The following is a 19620-nucleotide window of genomic DNA, read 5'->3' as shown; positions in this document are numbered from 1 at the left end:
CCACCCGGTTGAACCGGGTGGGCCTTCGACGTGACTGCTGCCGACGGTGGTTACACCGTACGGAACGCCAGGACGACGTTGTGGCCGCCGAAGCCGAACGAGTCGTTCAGCGCCGCGATCGTGCCCTCGGGCAGCGGGCGCGGCTCGCCGCGGATGATGTCCGCGTCGACCTCGGGGTCGAGGTTGTCGATGTTGATCGTGGGCGGGGCCACCCGGTGGTACAGCGCGAGGACCGTCGCGACGGTCTCCACGCCACCGGCGCCGCCCAGGAGGTGACCGGTCATCGACTTCGTCGAGGCGATCGCCATGTGGTCGACGTCGTCGCCGAACGCCTGCCGCAGCGCCTTGATCTCACCGACGTCGCCCTGCGGGGTCGAGGTGGCGTGCGCGTTGATGTGCACGATCTCGGCGGGCTTCAGGCCGGTGTTGTCGACCAGGTTCTGCAGCGCGGCGGCGATGCCGTTGCCGGACGGCTCGGGCTGCGTGATGTGGTGCGCGTCGGCCGAGATGCCCTGGCCGACGGCTTCCGCGTAGATCCGCGCGCCGCGGGCCCGCGCGTGCTCCTCGGACTCCAGGACGATCACGCCCGCGCCCTCGCCGAGCACGAAGCCGTTGCGGTCGCGGTCGTAGGGGCGGGACGCGCCCTGCGGGTCGTCGTTGTTCTTCGACATCGCCATCATGTTGCCGAACGCGGCGATCGGCAGCGGGTGGATGGCCGCCTCCGTGCCACCGGCGACGACGACGTCGGCGCGGCCGGTCCGGATCATCTCGATCGCGTAGCCGATGGCCTCCGCGCCGGACGCGCAGGCCGAGACCGGGGTGTGCACCCCGGCGCGGGCGTTCAGGGTGATGCCGACGTTCGCCGCGGGCGAGTTGGGCATCAGCATGGGAACCGTGTGCGGGGAGACGCGGCGTACGCCCTTCTCCTTCAGCACGTCGTACTGGTCGAGGAGGGTCGTCACACCGCCGATGCCGGAGGCGATGACCGCGCCGAGCCGGTCGGGGTCGACGGCGGCATCCTCGCCCGCCTTCGCGGTGAAGCCCGCGTCCTTCCAGGCCTCGTCGGCCGCGACAAGCGCGAACTGCGCCGAGCGGTCGAGCTTGCGGGCCTGCGGGCGCGGGATGGTCTCCGTCGGCTCGACGGCGATGCGGCCCGCGATGCGGACCGGCAGCTCGGCCGCCCAGTCCTCCTCGATGAGGCTGATCCCGGAACGGCCTGCGAGCAGACCCTCCCAGGTCGATGCCGCGTCGCCACCCAGCGGTGTGGTTGCGCCGATACCGGTGACGACCACGGTGCGATTGGTCGAGTTCACTGGATTTCTCTCTCCACGATTTGGTTCAGATGCGGATGCGGCGGCGCCACCACCGGGTGGCGGCTGGCATGAGCCCCGGCCGGTCCGAGCCTGCGGTCGTCAGGCTCGGACCTGATGTCAGGCCTGGTGCTCGAGGATGTACTTGGTCGCGTCGCCGACCGTCTTGAGGTTCTTGACGTCGTCGTCCGGGATCTTGACGTCGAAGCGCTCTTCGGCGGCGACGACGACCTCGACCATGGACAGCGAGTCGACGTCCAGGTCGTCGGTGAAGGACTTGTCCAGCTGGACGTCCTCGACCGGGATGCCGGCGATCTCGTTGACGATCTCCGCGAGACCGTCGACGATCTCCTTCTCAGTGGCGGCCATGTTGGCGCTCCTTCTTATGTATCCAGAGGGTGTGGCGGCAACCGCGTGGATCCGAAGATCCGCTGCGGGTGCCTAGGGGAGGGTAACGACCGTCGCGGCGTACACGAGACCCGCCCCGAAGCCGATGACGAGCGCCGTGTCGCCGCTCTTCGCCTCACCGGTCGCCAGAAGCCGCTCCATGGCGAGCGGGATCGAGGCGGCCGAGGTGTTGCCGGTGGTGCGCACGTCACGGGCGACCGTGACGTGCTCCGGCAGTTTCAGAGTCTTCACCATCGAGTCGATGATCCGCTCGTTGGCCTGATGCGGAATGAAGACGTCCAGGTCGTCCGCGGTGATTCCGGCCGCGTCCAGCGCCTGCTGGGCGACCTTCGCCATCTCGAACACGGCCCAGCGGAACACCGCCTGGCCCTCCTGCGTGATGGCAGGGAACTTGTCGGGGGCGCCGTCTCGGTACGCCTCCCACGACTCGGTCTGCTTGATCGTGTCGGACTTGTCGCCCTCCGACCCCCAGACCGTCGGGCCGATCCGCGGCTCCTTGGCGGGGCCCACGACCACCGCGCCGGCACCGTCGCCGAACAGGAACGCCGTGGCCCGGTCGTGCAGGTCGGTGAGGTCGCTCAGCCGCTCCACGCCGATGACGAGGACGTACTCGGCGGAGCCCTCGACGACCATGCCCTTGGCGAGGGTGAGGCCGTAGCCGAAGCCGGCGCAGCCCGCGGAGATGTCGAACGCGGCGGGCTTGCCCGTGCCGAGCTTGTCCGCGATCTCGGTGGCGATGGCCGGGGTCTGCTTGAAGTGCGAGACGGTGGAGACGATCACGGCGCCGATCTGCTCGGGCGTGATGCCCGCGTCGGCGATCGCCTTGCCCGCCGCCTCGACGGACATCGCGGCCACGGTCTCCTCGTCGGAGGCCCAGTGGCGGGTCTGGATGCCGGAGCGGGAGCGGATCCACTCGTCGGACGAGTCGATCGTCTCGAGGATGACCTCGTTCGGCACGACCCGCGTGGGCCGGTAGCCGCCGACGCCCATGATCCGCGCGTACGGGGCGCCCTGGCTGGGCTTGATCTTCGACATGCGCTACGGCTCCTTGTCTCGCTCAGGAATGCTCGGCGACGAGCGTGCGGGCCGCGTCGAGGTCTTCGGGGGTCTTCACAGCGAGCGTCTTGACACCCTTGAGCGCGCGCTTGGCGAGACCGGTCAGGGTGCCGCCGGGGCACACCTCGATCAGCGCCGTCACGCCGAGCTCCTGGAAGGTCTCCATGCACAGGTCCCAGCGGACCGGGTTGGCGACCTGGCCGACCAGGCGGGAGACCACGTCGGCGCCGCTCGCGACGGGCTTGCCGTCCCGGTTCGAGAGGTACGTCAGGCGCGGGTCGGAGATCTCCAGGTCCTTGGCGGCTGCCTCGAGCGCGGCGACCGCGGGTGCCATGTGGTGCGTGTGGAACGCGCCCGCGACCTTCAGGGGGACGACCTTGCGGACGCCCTCCGGCTTGTCCTCGGCGAGCGCGGCGATCTGTTCGGCGGTGCCCGCGGCCACGATCTGGCCCGCGCCGTTCACGTTCGCCGGGGTCAGGCCGAGCTTCTCCAGGTGCGGCAGGGTGACCTCGGGGGCGCCGCCGAGCAGCGCCGCCATGCCGGTCTCCGTCACGGCGGCCGCGTCGGCCATGGCCAGGCCGCGCTTGCGCACGAACCGCAGGGCGTCGTCCTCGGTGAGCACACCCGTGTACGCGGCGGCCGTGATCTCGCCGACGCTGTGCCCGGCGACGGCGCCGGGCGCGATGTCACCCAGTGCCGCGGCGGAGAGCAGACCGGCGGCCACGAGCAGCGGCTGCGCCACCGCGGTGTCACGGATCGCGTCCTCGTCCGCCTGCGTTCCGTAGTGGGCGAGGTCGAGCCCGATGGCGTCCGACCAGGCGGCGAGCCGGTCGGCGGCACCGGGGAGGTCGAGCCAGGGAGTCAGGAAGCCGGGCGTCTGAGCGCCTTGGCCGGGAGCGACGAGTACGAGCACACTCACACTCTCTCTTGTGGACAGTACGAACCGCCCGTGGGGACAGGGACGAAGAACCGCTGAGGGAATTGTAGGGCCCCGACAAAGACTCAGGCCTGGGGATCACCGTCTGCGAGACGTCCCAGGATCAGCGCGATGCGCAGAGTGAACGCCGAGCGTACGTCCGAGGGGGACCAGCCGGTGACGTCAGTCACACGTCGAAGCCGGTAGCGCACGGTGTTGGGATGCACAAAGAGCATCCGTGCGGCGCCCTCCAGGCTACTCGCCTGTTCCAGGTAGACGCTGAGGGTCTCGAGGAGCGCCGAACCGGCCTCCTCCAGCGGTCTGTAGATCTCCTCCACCAGCTGTTCGCGTGCCGCCGGATCGCCCGCGATCGCCCGTTCCGGCAGCAGATCGTCCGCGAGGACGGGGCGCGGCGCGTCCTGCCAGGCGCCGCACGCCTTCAGGCCCGCGGCGGCCGCCTGCGCGGAGCGGGTGGCGGCGAGCAGGTCCGGCACGATGGGCCCGGCCACCACGGGCCCGGCCGCGTACGGACCGATCAGTGCCTTCGCCACGGCCAGCGGGTTGTCGTTGCCGCCCGCGATGACGACGAGACGGGTGCCGAGCACGCCGGTGAGGACCTGGAGCTTGGCGTGCCGGGCGGCCCGCCGGATGGCTTCCACGGTGAGCTCGCTGTCACCGTCAGGGGCGGTACCGAGCACCACGCACACGTGGTCCGGCGAGTTCCAGCCAAGGGCGGCGGCACGGGAGACGGCACCCTCATCGGCCTCCCCGGAGAGCACGGCGTTCACGACGAGCGACTCCAGGCGCGCGTCCCAGGCACCGCGTGCCTCGGCGGCCTGTGCGTACACCTGCGCGGTGGCGAAGGCGATCTCGCGGGCGTAGACGAGCAGCGCCTCGCGCAGGATCGACTCGTCGCCGGGCGCGGCGACCTCGTCGATCGCCGACTCCATGACCTCGATGGTGGTCCGCACCATCTCCACGGTCTGGCGCAGCGTGATCGCCCGGGTCAGCTCGCGGGGCGCGGTGCCGAAGACGTCCGTCGAGATCGCCTGGGGGGCGTCGGGGTGCCGGAACCACTCGGTGAACGCGGCGATGCCGGCCTGGGCCACCAGGCCGATCCAGGAGCGGTTCTCCGGTGGCATGGCCCGGTACCAGGACAGCGTCTCGTCCATGCGCGCGATCGCCTGCGCCGCGAGGCTGCCGGACGACTTCTCCAGGCGCTTCAGGGTCGCGGCGTGCGCGTGGGCGCGGCCGCCGCGCCGGGCGTCCGCTCCGGCGTCCTGGTGGGCTGAGTTCGCTGAGGGTTCGGGCACGGGGACAAGACTGCCTTATCGGGACGGCGGTGTGCGGGGCCGGGTCTACGGTGGAGGCGTGATTGAAGTACGGCGTTCCGGTGAGCGGTATCCCGGGGGCGACCCCATGGCGGGGATCGACTCCTTCCACGCCTTCTCCTTCGGGCCCTACTACGAGCCCGACAACCTCCGCTTCGGCGCGCTCCTGGCCTGCAACGAGGAACACCTCGCGCCCGGCGCCGGGTTCGACGAGCATCCGCACAGCCACACCGAGATCGTCACCTGGGTCGTCGCGGGCGAGCTGACCCACCGCGACTCCACGGGGCACGAGTCCGTCGTCCGTCGCGGCGACGTCCAGCACCTCAGCGCGGGCGCGGGGGTCCGGCACGTCGAGCGCAACGCGGGCCCCGAGCCGCTGGCCTTCCTCCAGATGTGGCTGACCCCCAAGGACCCCGGCGGCCCCCCGGCCTACGACATCGTCCGCGGCATCGCCGACTCCACGCCCTACGCCGTCCCCGCCGCCTCCGCCCTCCTCCACGTCCGCCGCCTCGCCCCCGGCGAACGCACGGCCCTCCCCGACGCCCCCGCGGTCTACGTCCACGTGGTCGACGGCGAAGTGGCCCTGGCGGACGAGGAACTGGGCCCGGGCGACTCGGCCAGGCTGACGGGGGAGGCGGGGCTCGACGTGGTGTCGTACGACGGGCGGGCGGAGCTGCTGGTGTGGGAGATGGGGTAGGACTGCGCCGGGCAGCGCTCTGCCGCCTCCGCCCTGTGGGCAGCTGGGCCGCCCAGAGGGCGGAACGGGTGGGCACAGGGCGGACCCGCGGCGCCGGGCAACGCACTCTCCGTACCTCAGCCGCGGCGCGCCCGCGCCTAAAGTTCGGCCAGCACCGCGTCCGTGAACGTCGGCCAGACCTCCACGGCCCACGGCCCGAACGCCCGGTCCGTCAGGGCCACGCAGGCGGCCCCCGCGTCCGGGTCGACCCAGAGGAACGTGCCCGCCTGCCCGAAGTGCCCGAAGGTCCGCGGCGACGAGGAACTCCCCGTCCAGTGCGGCGACTTCCCGTCCCGGATCTCGAACCCGAGCCCCCAGTCGTTGGGGTTCTGGTGCCCGTACCCGGGTAGCACGCCCTTGAGCCCGGGGTAGGTCACGGACATGGCCTCGGCCACGGTCCGGGGGTCGAGCAGCCGGGGCTGCTGCACCTCGGCGGCGAACCGCACGAGGTCGTCCACGGTCGACACCCCGTCCTTCGCGGGCGAGGCCCCGCCGTCCAGGAACGTCGAGGACATCCCGAGCGGCTCCAGGACGGCCTGGCGCAGATAGTCCGCGAAGGGGATCTCGGTGGCCTTGGCGATGTGGTCGCCGAGCACCTCGAACCCGGCGTTGGAGTACAGCCGCCGCGTCCCCGGCGCCGCCGCCACCTGGTGCTCGTCGAAGGCGAGCCCGCTGGTGTGCGCGAGCAGGTGCCGCACGGTCGACCCCTCGGGCCCGGCGGGCTCGTCCAGCTCGACCGCCCCCTCCTCGTACGCGACGAGCGCCGCGTACGCCGCGAGGGGCTTGGTGACGGAGGCGAGGGCGAACCGCTGCCCGGTGGGCCCGCGCGTCCCGGCGACGGTGCCGTCCGCGCGGACGACGGCGGCGGCAGCGGTCGGGACCGGCCAGTTCTCGATCAACGCCAGGCTCTGCATGCGTACGAGCCTAAGCGTCGTTGAGTTTCAGCTGCATGTAGGGGTCGGGCTTGCGGACGAACCCGAGCGAGGCGTACAGCGGCTCGGCGTCGGGCGACGCGGTGAGGTCGACCTGCCCGGCGCCCCGCTCCCGGAACCAGTCGAGCAGCGCCTCCACGCAGGCGCGCGAGAAGCCCCGGCGGCGCATGCCGGGGTCGGTGGCGACGCTGAAGATGTAGCCCGCGACGCCGTGCGGGTTGCCCGCGCGCCCGATGCGGTACTCCAGGGTGCCCACGGCGAGCGCGGCGAGGGCGCCGGGCCGCTCCGGGTGGTCGACGACGAACGCGGCGAAGTCCCCGTCGGGGTCGGCGAGGCGTGCGCGCACGGTGGGGATGGACTCGGCGTGCCAGTCGGTGACGGAGGTGGCGGGCAGGGTGCCGTCCAGGGTGAACACGGAGTCGATCATGACCTGGCGCAGGCGTATGACTTCTTCGGCGTCCGCCGCCGCGGCGCGTCGTACAGGATTCATGGGCCGCACGGTAGCCAGCGCACCCCGGTGCCGTCCCGTGGATTGTGGCCGGGTCCGGCGATCTTTCGAATTGCTCTTGCTTGGAGTGCGCTCCAAGGTTCTAGCGTGGGGGCCATGACGGTGATGGAGACCACCCCCGCACCCACACCCGCCCCCACCCACGACCCGGCAGCGCCCGAGATCTGCCCGCCCCCGCCCGCCCATCCGCGGCCCGACGGGCAGGACCACTACACGATCAGCGAGGTCGTGGCGGTGACCGGCCTGACCGCGCACACCCTGCGCTGGTACGAGCGGATCGGTCTGATGCCGCACATCGACCGCTCCCACACGGGCCAGCGCCGCTACCGCAACCGCGATCTGGACTGGCTGACCCTCGTCGGCAAGCTGCGCCTGACCGGCATGCCGGTCGCCGACATGGTGCGCTACGCGGAGCTGGTGCGCGAGGGCGACCAGACCTTCAAGCAGCGCCGGGAACTCCTGGAGCGCACCCGCAGGGACGTCCGGGCCCGGATCGCGGAACTCCAGGGCACGCTCGCCGTCCTGGACCACAAGATCGACATCTACTCCTGAGCCGAGCGGTCCCAGCACCCCCGGCCCATCCTGAATCCCAGCGGAGGCAGCACCCAGTGAAGATCACCACCGCCCGGCTCGGCACGGCAGGCCCCGAGGTCGGCGTCCAGGGCCTCGGCTGCATGGGCATGAGCTTCGCGTACGGCCCCACGGACGCCGACGAGGCCCGGGCCACCCTGGAGCGGGCACTCGACCTGGGCGTCACGCTCTACGACACCGCCGACGCGTACGCGCGCGGCGAGAACGAGGAGTTCCTCGCCCCCTTCTTCGCGGCGCACCGCGACGAGGTCGTCATCGCCACGAAGTTCGCCCTGTCCATCGACCCGGCCGACCCCACGAAGCGGATCATCAACAACGCGCCGGAGTACATCCGCGCCTGTGTCGACGCCAGCCTGAAGCGCCTCGGCGTGGACGCCATCGACCTCTACTACATGCACCGCCGCGACCCGAGGGTGCCGATCGAGGAGACGGTCGGCGTGATGGCCGAGCTGGTCGCCGCCGGCAAGGTCAAGCACCTCGGGCTCAGCGAGGTCACCGGCGACGAGCTGCGCGCCGCGCACGCCGTGCACCCCATCGCGGCCCTGCAGTCGGAGTGGTCGCTGTTCAGCCGCGACATCGAGCGCGCCGTGGTCCCGGCCGCCGCCGAGCTCGGCGTGACCCTCGTCCCGTACTCGCCGCTCGGCCGGGGCTTCCTGACCGGGTCCTTCGTGAGCGCCGACAAGGAGCTGACCGAGGGCGACGTCCGCCGCCAGCAGCCCCGCTTCACCGGCGCCAACGCCGAGGCCAACGCGGCCCTCCTGGACCCGCTCCGCACGGTCGCCGCCGCACACGACGCGACCTCGGCCCAGATCGCCCTGGCCTGGGTGCAGCAGCGGGCCGAGCTCCACGACCTCCCGGTGGTCCCCATCCCCGGCACCCGCAAGCGCACCCGCCTGGAGGAGAACACGGCGTCCACCCGCATCACCCTGACCCCCGCCGAACTGGCCCTCCTGGACCCGATCGCGGCCCGGGTGTCCGGCGACCGCTACGCGGACATGTCCTTCTCCTCGGCGGGCCGAGAGTAACGGGGCACCCGCAGGAGGCGCCCCGTAAGGGGCGCGGGGAACTGCGCGCCCAGCCACAACGCACCCGCAGCCGCAGAACGGCCCATGCACGAGCCCCCTGCGGCGCAGTCCCCCCAAGGCCCAGGGGCCAGCTAAAGCTCGGCGAGCAGCTCCGCCTTCTTCGCCGTGAACTCGTCGTCGGTGAGCAGCCCCGCCTGGTGCAGCTCCCCGAGGTGCCGGATCCGCTCGGCGATGTCGGCGGGGTCACGCCGAACAGCCGGCGCGGCGGCGGGAATCACGGCGGGCGTGGGCCCCGACGCCCGCACGGCCGCGAGGACAGCCGCGGCGAACGGCAGCGACTCGTGCACGGGGCCGTAGCCGAGGCCGAACACGACGGCCGCCGGATCCTGGTCGGCCTGTGCGGGCTGGGCGGGCTGCGCGTCACGGCGCAGCAGCCGCAGATGGCCCTCGAAGACCTCCGGCGAACGCCACTCGACCCCGCTCAGGTCGGTGACCAGGAAACTCTGGTCACCGGCCTTCCACTTCGCCGACGAGGCCCCCGTCCAGAACCAGCGGAAGGCCACCGTCTTGCCGTCGAAGGACGCCTTCCCGTCGTACGCCTTGAACTGCAGCGGCGCCTCGGGCACGGCCACCAGATGGCGGTCCGCCGGGCCCGGGTCGTCCGCCGGGAGGGCGGCGCGCAGTTCGTCCGCGTAGTACTCGGCGAGCGTCTCGCGCTCTGCCGGGAGCACCAGGCGGTAAGGATCGGAGCCGTCCTTGAGCTGTCCTGCCGCCGCCTCCATGAGCGGATCGGCGCCCGGTCTCGGGACGGCATGCAGGACGGTCGTCCCGCGTTTGCCCGGTGTGAGCGTGACCCCCGCGATCGCCTCATGAGGGATGCGGCGCTCACCGAGAGCCTGGAACAGCTTCGGCGTACGGATCCCCCGTTCGAAGCGGATGAGCACGGAGTCGGACTCGAACTCCCAGGCGGCGTGAAATCCGGCCAGTACATCACCCATGCGGCTCATCGTATGCGGCACGCGCTTCTCCGTCTCTCCTGCGGCGGGCCGCTGTTTCGTCGATTTCTACGCGCGTCAGGCCGCTGTCGTACCGGACATACCTTCCCGGCAGGCCACGGACTTATGGGCGCAGCGCACCTTGTCGTACGCGCCGACCCCGATCTGGGCGAAGTTGCGCAGGCTGTCCGTGCCCGGCTCGAAGTAGCCCGTGTGGCCCCGGGCGCGGTCGGCGGACACCACGCGCGCGCCGAAGCCCGCGGAGACGGGGTCGGCGCCGTGGCCGAGCCCGCCGACTTCCATGTGCGGCACATCCTGGATCCAGTCGTCGCTGTCCCGTGCGGCCCAGATCCGCGCGCGGCTGCCGAGGCCCGTGGCGCTGTCGGCGCGCATGCCGGGGCTGCCCGCGACCGCGATGTCGGTGACCCGCGACGGCAGCCGGTCGGCCGCGACCCCGCACACCACGGAGCCGTAGCTGTGGCAGTACAGCGCCACCGCGGCCCGGCCGGGCAGCGCGCTCACCAGGGAGTCGAGGCGGACCGCCCCGTCGTTGGCGCGCATCGAGGTGGCCGCGTCCACGCCGAGGCCGACGGGCGCGGTGTAGTCGGCCCAGGCGATCACGGCGGTACGCGCGCGGGGGTCGACCGCGCGCTCCGCGCGGTACAGCGACTGCGCCATGCCGACGGGCGCCGCGTACTTGCGCTGGGTGCGCTCGAAGGTGAGGACGTTCGTGTCGACTCCGGGCACCACGACCGACACCCGTCCGGCCCGGTCGAGGTCTCCATAGACCTCGGCCATGCGCCCCGACCCCATCGGGTCGAAGGCGAGGACCTGGCGTTCGGGGCGCATCATCACGCCGAACCGCTTCATCCTGCGCTCCGCCTCCTGCTTGCCCACGGGCGAGAGGCGGTCGTCGTGGACGCGCTTCTTCTCGATCGCGCGTGCCTGTTGCAGGGCGACGCGGTTCGCGCGGTAACGCAGTTGCACGGGGGCGCCGTTCAGGTTGCCGACCGCGAGGGGGTAGCGGGCGGCGAGGCGCGTGCGCTGGTGGGCGGTGAGCGAGGCGAAGAACTGCGCGATCCGGGCCGCGGGGGCGCCGGAGTCGGGCAGGTCGCGCCCGTCGATGCGCCCACGGTCCCAGGCGGCCAGGGTGGCTTCGAGCGGTGAGCCCGCGCCTCTGTTCTGGCGCACCGCGGTCCAGCCGGTGGTCGCGAGCATGACGAACACCACGGTGAGCGCGAGCAGTGCGCGCCAGACGCCGAGTTGGGGGGATGAGTCGAAGGAAGTCACTGCGGGACACCCTAGGAGAAGCGTGAAGCCTCCCGTGCACCGGGTGAGGCAGATCACGTTTCTGGAGGGGTAATTGTGGTGAAGCGGACACTTCTCTTGCGTGTTCGTCACGCTCTGTGCGCAGGGTGCGTACGAGGCGCATGCGTGGCGCGCGGTGACGCGGAGTGCGCCGTGGTCACTCAACGTGGGTGCGCCGGTGGGGAAATCACCCGTCGGGGTGTTCGGCGCGTTCGGCGTCGGGGTGCGTCAGCCCGTGCGCCAGTCCGCGGAGAGCGCGGGGCCGAGGTGGTCCAGGTAGGACTCCGTGATCGCGCGGATCGAGTCGACGCTGATGTCCTCGCCCGCGCCCCACAGCCGCCCGGTGACCCGCATGACGCCGCTGAACGCGGCGACCGCCACCCGCGGGCGCGGATCCACGGCGAGGTCGATGCCCTCGCGTTCGGCGATCAGCTGTGCCACCTGCTCCTCCACCTCGATGGAGCGGCGCAGATGGACGGCGAGGAGTGCGGGGGTCGACTCGATCATCCGGTAGGTGCGCATGTGGAGTTCGACCGGCACGACGGCCTCGATGGACTCGCCCACCGCGTCCCAGGAGCCGAGCACCGCCCCGCGCAGCGCCGCGAACGGGGCCTCGTCGGCGGGGCGTTCGCGCAGCGCCCGCACGAACCGCGCCTCCACCATCCCCTGCATGGCGAAGGCGGCCTCCTGCTTGCCCGCGAAGTGCCGGAAGAAGGTGCGCTGGGAGACCTCGACGGCCTCGACGATCTCGTCGACCGTCGTCTCCTCGTACCCCTTGGTGGTGAACAGTTCGAGCGCCGCGCGCAGCAGGGCGTCACGCGTGCGCTGCTTCTTGCGTTCGCGCAAGCCCGGACCGGTCACGCCCGCACCCCGTCTCTCCCGCTGTTTCCGCCCGTTTGGCCAGCTCACCATACCTGCGAGGGTGTGCCTGTGAGCTAAATGACAGCGACCGACTTATGCCATGCGCTGTCAACTGTCAGTGGCTGACATTAACCTCGGCGCATGACCAGTCAGACCACCGTCGACAAGGCGGACGAGACACCGGATCCCGTCCCGACCACCGCTCCCGGCAGCGGACTTGACGCCCCGCGCGGCCTGCGCGGCCATCCGTGGCTCACGCTGTTCTCCGTCGCGATCGGCGTGATGATGGTCGCCCTGGACGGCACGATCGTCGCCGTCGCCAACCCCGCGATCACCAAGGACCTCGGCGCCTCCCTCGCGGACGTCCAATGGATCACCAACGGCTATCTCCTCGCGCTCGCCGTCGCCCTCATCACCGCCGGAAAGCTCGGCGACCGCTTCGGCCACCGCCAGACCTTCCTCATCGGCGTGGTCGGCTTCGCCCTCGCCTCCGGGGCCATCGGCGTGTCCGGCAGCGTCTCCCTGGTCATCGCCTTCCGCGTGCTCCAAGGGCTGTTCGGCGCGCTCCTGATGCCGGCCGCGCTCGGCCTGCTGCGGGCCACGTTCCCGGCCGCGCAGCTCAACATGGCCATCGGCATCTGGGGCATGGTCATCGGCGCCTCCACCGCGGGCGGCCCCATCATCGGCGGCGTCCTGGTCGAACACGTCAACTGGCAGTCCGTGTTCTTCATCAACGTGCCCGTCGGCGTGCTCGCGCTGGTGCTCGGCGTGCTGATCCTCAAGGACCACCGGGCACAGAACGCGCCGCGCTCCTTCGACATCCCCGGCATCGTGCTGCTCTCGGCCGCGATGTTCGCCCTGATCTGGGCGCTCATCAAGGCGGGCGACCCGTGGGGCTGGGGCAGCGGGAAGACCTGGGCGTTCCTCGGCGCCTCCGTCGTGTGCTTCGCGCTGTTCGCCTGGTGGGAGAACCGGGTCGCGGAGCCGCTGATCCCGCTCGGCCTGTTCCGCTCGGTGCCGCTGTCCGCGGGCACCGCCCTCATGGTCCTGATGGCCTTCGCCTTCATGGGCGGCCTGTTCTTCGTCACCTTCTACCTGCAGAACGTGCACGGCATGAGCCCCGTCGACAGCGGACTGCACCTGCTGCCGCTGACGGCCATGATGATCGTCTCCTCGCCGCTCGCCGGAGCGCTGATCACCCGGTTCGGGCCACGCGTGCCGCTGGTGGGCGGCATGGTGTGCACCGCGGTCGCGATGTTCGGCATGACCACGATGACGACGGGCACCGGCACGCTGCCGATGTCCCTCTGGTTCGCGCTCCTCGGCCTCGGCCTCGCCCCCGTCATGGTCGGCGCCACCGAAGTCATCGTGGGCAACGCCCCGTTGGAGCTCTCCGGCGTCGCGGGCGGCCTCCAGCAGGCCGGCATGCAGGTCGGCGGCAGCCTCGGCACCGCGGTGCTCGGCGCCGTGATGTCCAACACCGTCGACTCCGACCTCAAGGGCAACTGGCAGGACGCCGGGCTGCCCGGTGGCCCGCCACCCGGCCTCGACAAGGCGGCCGCGACCGGGTCCGTGCCGGAGAAGGTCGGCCAGGCCCCCGGCGTGGACGAGGGCGTACTCGGCACCATCACGGACGTCGTGCACGACACGTTCATGTCGGGCATGGGCGTGGCCTTCACGGTCGCCGGAGTCGTCGGCGTGATCGCGGCGGTGGTGGCCACCCTGACGAAGCGCGGGGCGAACGCGGAGGCGGGCGCCGGGGCCGCGCACATCTAGGGACGCGGGGCGGGTCCCTAAGGGCAACCCCGAGGCCCAGGAAAGCCGCCTCGGGGAAGGGCGTCCGGGGCGGCTCCGGGGGCTTTCGCCTATCAGGGTGAGCGGTACGGAAACCCCTTTCCGGCCCCGTGTCCCACGGTCGAGAGTGGCGACAAGTGAGCGATACGACACGGGGGTTGAAGCACATGCGTACGACCACGCGAACCACCCTGCCCGCCGCCGCGGCCGGAGCCACGGCCGTCCTGGCGCTGACCACGGCCGCCCTGGCCGCCGTGGTCCTGACGCCCGCACACGCCGGGGCCGCCGGGCCACCACGGCTCGGCGGCTGCGGCCCCGGGGAGCTCTGCCTCTGGGAGAAGGCGGGCTTCAAGGGCCAGCGGCACACGTACGAGCTGGCCGGTACGGACATCGAGAGCTGTGTCGCGCTGCCGGAGGGGGGCAGCGCGCAGGCCATCGCCAACCGCACCGGCCGGCCCGTCACGACGTACCAGTCGGCGGAGTGCGCCGAGACGGGGGAGTTCAACACCTATCCGGGCAACGGCACCTGGGCCCCGGAGTCGCCCTACAAGGTGCGGGCGTTCAAGATCTGGGAGAGCTGAGCGGCGGTCCCGCCTCGCCGACGGAGCCGTCGGCCGCGGCCTGGCGGGGCACGGTGGTCTTCGCGGACACCCCGGTCAGGGTGCTGACCTGCGCGCGCAGGGCGATGACCTCCGCGGTCAGGGCCTCGATCGCGGCGGTCTGACGGCGCTCCTCGGCGTCGTCCTTCTCGAACCGGGCGATGAACCACGCCGCGATGTTGGCGGTGACGACACCGAGCAGCGCGATGCCCGACAGCATCAGGCCGACCGCGAGCACCCGGCCGAGCCCGGTCGTCGGCGCGTGGTCGCCGTAGCCCACGGTGGTCATCGTGGTGAAGGACCACCACACGGCGTCGCCCAGCGTCTTGATGTTGCCGTCCGGCGACTCCCGCTCCACCGAGAGCACGGCCAGCGAGCCGAACATCAGAAGACCGACCACGGCGCCCACGACATACGTCGTCAGCTTGATCTGCGACGCCATCCGGGCCCGCCGTCCGACCAGCAGGAGGGTGGAGACGAGCCGCAGCAGCCGCAGCGGCTGGATCATCGGCAGGATCACCGCACACAGGTCGAGCCAGTGCGTGCGCACGAACCGGGCACGGCGCTCGGCCAGCGCGAGCCGCACCAGGTAGTCGACGGCGAACGCGCCCCACACGGACCACTCCACCGCGGTGCACGCGCTCGTCACGGACTCACCCGCCTCGGGCCTGACTATGGGCACGGCGTAGGCGACCGCGAAGGCCACGGCGAGCGCGAGCAGCGGACGCTGCGTCCGGCGCTCCCAACGGACCTGTGCCGACTGTTCCTTCATGACCGCATCGTAGAAAGCCCGAAGGGCGGCGGGCCCGGTGCCCACCGCCCTTCGCACTGATGAGGTGTTTATGTACCAGTCGTGCCGGTTGTGCCGGCCGTCAGGCGTCGCCCCCGGCGGCGCCCGGGTCGGCCGCCGCGACGTCCAGGAGCTGATAGCGGTCGATCGCCTGCTTCAGGACGGAGCGGTCGACCTTGCCCTCACGGGCCAGCTCGGTGAGCACGCCGACCACGATCGACTGGGCGTCGATGTGGAAGAAGCGGCGGGCGGCACCGCGCGTGTCCGCGAAGCCGAAGCCGTCCGCGCCGAGCGACTGGTAGGTGCCCGGCACCCAGCGCGAGATCTGGTCGGGCACGGACCGCATCCAGTCGGAGACGGCCACGAACGGCCCCTCGGCGCCGGTGAGCTTCCGCGTCACATAGGGGACGCGCTGCTCCTCCTCGGGGTGCAGCAGATTGTGCCGCTCCGCCTCGACGGCCTCACGGCGCAGCTCGTTCCAGGAGGTCGCCGACCAGACGTCCGCCCTGACGTTCCACTCGGCGGCGAGGATCCGCTGGGCCTCGACGGCCCACGGCACCGCGACGCCGGAGGCGAGGATCTGCGCCGGGATCGCCCCCTGCTCGCCCGCCTTGAAGCGGTGGATGCCCTTGAGGATGCCCTCGACGTCCACGTCCTCGGGCTCGGCCGGGTGCTGGATCGGCTCGTTGTAGACCGTCAGGTAGTAGAAGACGTCCTCGCCGTGCGGGTGGTCCGCCGACGAGCCGTACATCCGGCGCAGGCCGTCCTGGACGATGTGCGCGATCTCGAAGCCGAAGGCCGGGTCGTAGGCGACGCAGCCCGGGTTGGTCGAGGCGAGCAGCTGCGAGTGCCCGTCCGCGTGCTGAAGGCCCTCACCGGTCAGGGTCGTACGTCCTGCGGTCGCGCCCAGGACGAATCCGCGTGCGAGCTGGTCGGCCATCTGCCAGAACTGGTCGCCGGTGCGCTGGAACCCGAACATCGAGTAGAAGACGTACACGGGGATCAGCGGTTCGCCGTGGGTGGCGTAGGCCGAGCCCGCGGCGATCAGGGACGCCGTGCAGCCCGCCTCGGAGATGCCGTCGTGCAGCATCTGCCCGGTCGGGGACTCCTTGTAGGCGAGCAGCAGATCCCGGTCCACGGCCTCGTACTGCTGGCCGAGCGGGTTGTAGATCTTCGCACTCGGGAAGAAGGAGTCCATGCCGAAGGTGCGGTACTCATCGGGCGCGATCAGCACGAAACGCTTGCCGATCTCCTTGTCCCGCATGAGGTCCTTCAAGAGCCGCACAAACGCCATGGTGGTGGCGATGGACTGCTGCCCGGAACCCTTCTTCACGGATGCGTACGTCTTGTCCTCGGGCAGGCGCAGAGGCTCGGAGCGCACCACACGGGTCGGGACATAGCCGCCGAGGCCCTTGCGGCGGTCGTGCATGTACTGGATCTCTTCCGAGTTCCGCCCCGGGTGGTAGTACGGCGGCGCGCCGTCCTCCAGCTGCTTGTCCGTGATCGGCAGGTGCAGCCGGTCGCGGAAGCCCTTGAGGTCGTCGACCGTCAGCTTCTTCATCTGGTGGGTCGCGTTGCGGCCCTCGAAGTTCGGGCCGAGCGTCCAGCCCTTGACGGTCTGGGCCAGGATCACCGTCGGCTGGCCCTTGTGGGCCTTGGCCGCCGCGAACGCCGCGAAGATCTTCTTGTGGTCGTGACCGCCGCGGCCCAGGTGCAGGATCTGGTCGTCGGTCATGCCCTCGACCATGGCCCGCAGCCGCTGGTCGTCGCCGAAGAAGTGGTCGCGGATGTAGGCACCGGTCTCGGTGGCGTACGTCTGGAACTGGCCGTCGGGCGTGGTGTTCAGCTTGTTGACCAGGATGCCGTCCCGGTCCTGCGCGAGCAGCGGGTCCCAACTGCGGTCCCACACCAGCTTGATGACGTTCCATCCGGCGCCGCGGAACTGCGACTCCAGCTCCTGGATGATCTTGCCGTTGCCACGCACCGGGCCGTCCAGGCGCTGCAGATTGCAGTTGACGACGAAGGTGAGGTTGTCGAGCCCCTCACGGGCGGCGATGGACAACTGCCCGAGCGATTCGGGCTCGTCCATCTCACCGTCGCCGAGGAACGCCCAGACGTGCGACTTGGAGGTGTCGGCGATGTCGCGCGCCGCCATGTAGCGGTTCATCCGCGCCTGGAAGATCGCGCCCAGCGGGCCGAGGCCCATGGAGACCGTCGGGAACTCCCAGAAGTCCGGCATCAGCCGGGGGTGCGGATACGACGAAAGGCCGTACGGCGCCTTCGACTTCTCCTGCCGGAACGCGTCGAGCTGCTGCTCGGAGAGCCGGTCGAGGAGGAAGGCGCGGGCATAGATACCGGGGGAGGCGTGCCCCTGGAAGAAGATCTGGTCGCCGCCGTCGCCCTCGTCCTTGCCGCGGAAGAAGTGGTTGAACCCCACGTCGTACAGCGACGCCGAGGAGGCGAAGGTGGCGATGTGACCGCCGACCCCGATGCCGGGGCGCTGGGCGCGGGACACCATCACGGCCGCGTTCCAGCGGGTCGCGTTCAGGACCTTGCGCTCGATCTCCTCGTTCCCGGGGAAGAACGGCTCGTCCTTGGTGGCGATCGTGTTGACGTAGTCCGTGCTGCGCATCTCGGGCACGGCGACGCGCTTCTCGCGGGCGCGCTCGATCAGGCGGAGCATCAGATAGCGGGCCCGCTCACGGCCGCGCTCGTCGACGGCGGCGTCAAGGGAGTCGAGCCATTCCTGGGTCTCTTCTGGATCGAAATCCGGGACCTGGCTGGGAAGGCCGCCAATGATGATCGGGTTGCGATCGGATCCGGAAGCCACGCTGTTCCTTCGCTGTGTTGTCGCGCGGTGAGCGCGTTTCGGTTCGTGCTCGGACTTGGTCTCTGCTCCGGCCCTGGCCGGGCTCTGCTCTGGACTCTCTGGGCTCATACGTACGACGCTCACCATCGTCTACCCCGGCGCGGTCCACGTCATCTCTACCTCCAGGTAACCGGGACGACGGCCGCCGTCCCTGGGGTAGGCTCGACCAAATCGCAACGATACGCCCATCCCGCCCAACGGCTCCGAGGAGCCGTCCGGCCCCTTCCGGATGCGGCCACAGTTGCGGTGACACGGTCGGGAACGTCACCGTTTCGGCGGTCTTGACGGCTGGGTACTTGCGCGATCCGTCCCGCCCGTGTGGACTACGGCCAATGCCCCACGTACGCGCGGGGCCGAAGGCATTCCCAAGAACAAGATCAGGAGGCAATCCGTGAGCGCGACCGCGGACCACGCGGAGACGAACCTTGCCGTAAGGCTGGGGTTCCAGCCCGACATGGTGGTCCAGGAGATCGGCTACGACGACGACGCCGATCAGGAGCTCCGCGAGGCCATCGAGCAGGCCACCGGCACAGAACTCGTCGACGAGGAATACGACGACGTGGCTGATGCCGTGGTGCTCTGGTTCCGAGAGGACGACGGGGACCTGACCGATGCGCTGGTCGATGCCATCGCGTACATGGAGGAAGGCGGTTCGATCCTCCTCCTGACACCGAAGACTGGGCGGGAGGGGTACGTCGAGCCCAGCGACATCGGTGAGGCCGCAACCACCGCGGGTCTGTCCCAGACCAAGAGCATCAACGCGGGCAAGGACTGGAGCGGCACGCGGCTGCTCACGCCGAAGGCGGCTGCCAAGAAGCGGTAGCTGGCCGTAGGCCCTCTGTAGCCCCCGTGAGGCCCCCGACGGTTCGTCCGTCGGGGGCCTCACTTGTTTTCCCACCCGCCCGCCCTTCCTGGGGCTCCGCCCCAGACCCCGCTCCTCAAACGCCGGAGGGGCTGTCCCCCCACCCACCCTTCCAGCCCGTCCGGCGATTGAGGACGAGGCGCGGAGAGCCGATCAGGGGGGTCCAGGGGGCGCAGCCCCCTGGGGCGCCCCGCGAGGGCCTGGCGGCCACCCGTACGCTGGGGGGCACCCCAATGGCCCAGGCGAAGGGAAGTGGCTCCTCGTGGCGATCGAGGTCGGCGTCAAGGCTCCGGAATTCGTGCTCAAGGACAACCACGGGCGCACGGTGCGGCTCGCGGACTTCCGGGGACAGAAGAACGTGGTCCTGCTCTTCTACCCGTTCGCGTTCACCGGGGTGTGCACGGGCGAGCTCTGCGCCCTGCGCGACGAGCTGCCGAAGTTCGTCAACGACGACACCCAGCTGCTCGCCGTGTCCAACGACTCCATCCACACCCTGCGGGTCTTCGCCGAGCAGGAGGGCCTGGAATACCCCCTCCTGTCGGACTTCTGGCCGCACGGCGAGACCTCGCGGGCGTACGGCGTCTTCGACGCGGACAAGGGCTGCGCGGTGCGCGGCACCTTCATCATCGACAAGGACGGCGTGGTGCGCTGGACCGTGGTCAACGGCCTGCCCGACGCACGGGACCTGAACGATTACGTGAAGGCGCTCCAGAACCTCTGAGAACACCC

Annotated in this window: 19 protein-coding genes; 7 read left to right on the top strand and 12 right to left on the bottom strand. The window is 71.0% G+C overall.

The genetic code is table 11. The annotated features are described in order from the left end of the window. Positions 1 to 50: 50 nt before the first annotated feature. The 5 genes from fabF to ACFVHO_RS34580 form a co-directional block, all read right to left on the bottom strand. A complete protein-coding gene (fabF, locus tag ACFVHO_RS34600) occupies positions 51 to 1313 on the bottom strand; it encodes a beta-ketoacyl-ACP synthase II (RefSeq protein ID WP_385723621.1) in 1263 nt (420 codons plus the stop codon). A 117-nt stretch (positions 1314 to 1430) separates the two neighbouring features. After that, a complete protein-coding gene (locus ACFVHO_RS34595; protein WP_030358543.1) occupies positions 1431 to 1679 on the bottom strand; it encodes an acyl carrier protein in 249 nt (82 codons plus the stop codon). Between the two features lie 72 nt (positions 1680 to 1751). Then, positions 1752 to 2753 carry a ketoacyl-ACP synthase III gene (locus ACFVHO_RS34590; RefSeq protein WP_385723618.1) on the bottom strand — a complete coding sequence of 334 codons (1002 nt, stop codon included), beginning with the start codon at positions 2751 to 2753 and terminating at the stop codon, positions 1752 to 1754. Positions 2754 to 2775: 22 nt separating this feature from the next. Further along, entirely contained in the window at positions 2776 to 3687 is a 912-nt protein-coding gene (locus tag ACFVHO_RS34585) for an ACP S-malonyltransferase (RefSeq protein ID WP_385723640.1), read from the bottom strand. Positions 3688 to 3776: 89 nt separating this feature from the next. Then, entirely contained in the window at positions 3777 to 5003 is a 1227-nt protein-coding gene (locus tag ACFVHO_RS34580; protein WP_385723615.1) for a PucR family transcriptional regulator, read from the bottom strand. A 58-nt stretch (positions 5004 to 5061) separates the two neighbouring features. On the opposite strand from ACFVHO_RS34580, the gene ACFVHO_RS34575 reads away from it, so the two are divergent. Next, on the top strand, positions 5062 to 5718 hold the full coding sequence (locus ACFVHO_RS34575; protein ID WP_385723613.1) for a pirin family protein: 657 nt from the start codon (positions 5062 to 5064) through the stop codon (positions 5716 to 5718). 137 nt (positions 5719 to 5855) lie between these two features. Here ACFVHO_RS34575 and ACFVHO_RS34570 read toward each other — a convergent pair whose 3' ends face one another. Together ACFVHO_RS34570 and ACFVHO_RS34565 are read right to left on the bottom strand one after the other, a co-directional pair. Then, positions 5856 to 6671 (bottom strand): serine hydrolase domain-containing protein, encoded by an 816-nt coding sequence (locus ACFVHO_RS34570; RefSeq protein WP_385723610.1) that lies wholly within the window; start codon positions 6669 to 6671, stop codon positions 5856 to 5858. A gap of 10 nt (positions 6672 to 6681) precedes the next feature. Continuing rightward, complete coding sequence (locus tag ACFVHO_RS34565; protein ID WP_385723607.1) at positions 6682 to 7179, bottom strand: GNAT family N-acetyltransferase; 498 nt, start codon at positions 7177 to 7179, stop codon at positions 6682 to 6684. Positions 7180 to 7293: 114 nt separating this feature from the next. Here ACFVHO_RS34565 and ACFVHO_RS34560 point away from each other — a divergent pair, with 114 nt between their 5' ends. Both ACFVHO_RS34560 and ACFVHO_RS34555 read left to right on the top strand, forming a co-directional pair. Beyond that, positions 7294 to 7749, top strand: a complete 456-nt coding sequence (locus tag ACFVHO_RS34560; protein ID WP_385723604.1) for a MerR family transcriptional regulator — start codon at positions 7294 to 7296, stop codon at positions 7747 to 7749. 122 nt (positions 7750 to 7871) lie between these two features. After that, positions 7872 to 8813 carry an aldo/keto reductase gene (locus ACFVHO_RS34555; protein WP_385723637.1) on the top strand — a complete coding sequence of 314 codons (942 nt, stop codon included), beginning with the start codon at positions 7872 to 7874 and terminating at the stop codon, positions 8811 to 8813. A gap of 131 nt (positions 8814 to 8944) precedes the next feature. On the opposite strand, the gene ACFVHO_RS34550 is transcribed toward ACFVHO_RS34555, so the two are convergent. The 3 genes from ACFVHO_RS34550 to ACFVHO_RS34540 all read right to left on the bottom strand — a co-directional run bounded on the left by ACFVHO_RS34550 (position 8945) and on the right by ACFVHO_RS34540 (position 11977). Then, the gene (locus tag ACFVHO_RS34550) at positions 8945 to 9820 is read right to left on the bottom strand and encodes a DUF4429 domain-containing protein (RefSeq protein ID WP_385723635.1); all 876 of its coding nucleotides are present in this window, start codon (positions 9818 to 9820) and stop codon (positions 8945 to 8947) included. Positions 9821 to 9886: 66 nt separating this feature from the next. Continuing rightward, on the bottom strand, positions 9887 to 11098 hold the full coding sequence (locus tag ACFVHO_RS34545) for an alpha/beta hydrolase (RefSeq protein WP_385723601.1): 1212 nt from the start codon (positions 11096 to 11098) through the stop codon (positions 9887 to 9889). 246 nt (positions 11099 to 11344) lie between these two features. Then, positions 11345 to 11977, bottom strand: a complete 633-nt coding sequence (locus ACFVHO_RS34540) for a TetR/AcrR family transcriptional regulator (protein ID WP_385723598.1) — start codon at positions 11975 to 11977, stop codon at positions 11345 to 11347. A gap of 282 nt (positions 11978 to 12259) precedes the next feature. On the opposite strand from ACFVHO_RS34540, the gene ACFVHO_RS34535 reads away from it, so the two are divergent. Both ACFVHO_RS34535 and ACFVHO_RS34530 read left to right on the top strand, forming a co-directional pair. Beyond that, positions 12260 to 13753 carry an MFS transporter gene (locus tag ACFVHO_RS34535; RefSeq protein WP_385723633.1) on the top strand — a complete coding sequence of 498 codons (1494 nt, stop codon included), beginning with the start codon at positions 12260 to 12262 and terminating at the stop codon, positions 13751 to 13753. Positions 13754 to 13938: 185 nt separating this feature from the next. Next, complete coding sequence (locus tag ACFVHO_RS34530; RefSeq protein WP_385723595.1) at positions 13939 to 14352, top strand: peptidase inhibitor family I36 protein; 414 nt, start codon at positions 13939 to 13941, stop codon at positions 14350 to 14352. On the opposite strand, the gene ACFVHO_RS34525 is transcribed toward ACFVHO_RS34530, so the two are convergent. Both ACFVHO_RS34525 and aceE read right to left on the bottom strand, forming a co-directional pair. Then, entirely contained in the window at positions 14333 to 15142 is an 810-nt protein-coding gene (locus ACFVHO_RS34525) for a potassium channel family protein (RefSeq protein WP_385723593.1), read from the bottom strand. The two genes, ACFVHO_RS34530 and ACFVHO_RS34525, sit on opposite strands and share 20 nt — an antisense overlap. A gap of 100 nt (positions 15143 to 15242) precedes the next feature. Further along, on the bottom strand, positions 15243 to 17990 hold the full coding sequence (gene aceE, locus ACFVHO_RS34520) for a pyruvate dehydrogenase (acetyl-transferring), homodimeric type (RefSeq protein WP_385723590.1): 2748 nt from the start codon (positions 17988 to 17990) through the stop codon (positions 15243 to 15245). 430 nt (positions 17991 to 18420) lie between these two features. Here aceE and ACFVHO_RS34515 point away from each other — a divergent pair, with 430 nt between their 5' ends. Beyond that, positions 18421 to 18852 (top strand): DUF3052 domain-containing protein, encoded by a 432-nt coding sequence (locus tag ACFVHO_RS34515; protein WP_385723587.1) that lies wholly within the window; start codon positions 18421 to 18423, stop codon positions 18850 to 18852. Positions 18853 to 19153: 301 nt separating this feature from the next. Further along, positions 19154 to 19612, top strand: coding sequence for a peroxiredoxin (locus tag ACFVHO_RS34510; protein ID WP_385723584.1), 459 nt, complete (start codon positions 19154 to 19156; stop codon positions 19610 to 19612). The last annotated feature ends 8 nt before the right edge of the window (positions 19613 to 19620 follow it).

This window comes from Streptomyces sp. NPDC127108, assembly GCF_042677545.1.
Classification (GTDB): Bacteria; Actinomycetota; Actinomycetes; order Streptomycetales; family Streptomycetaceae; genus Streptomyces.
Note: the sequence above shows the minus strand (reverse complement) of the source record. Positions and strands in the feature narration are given on the sequence as shown.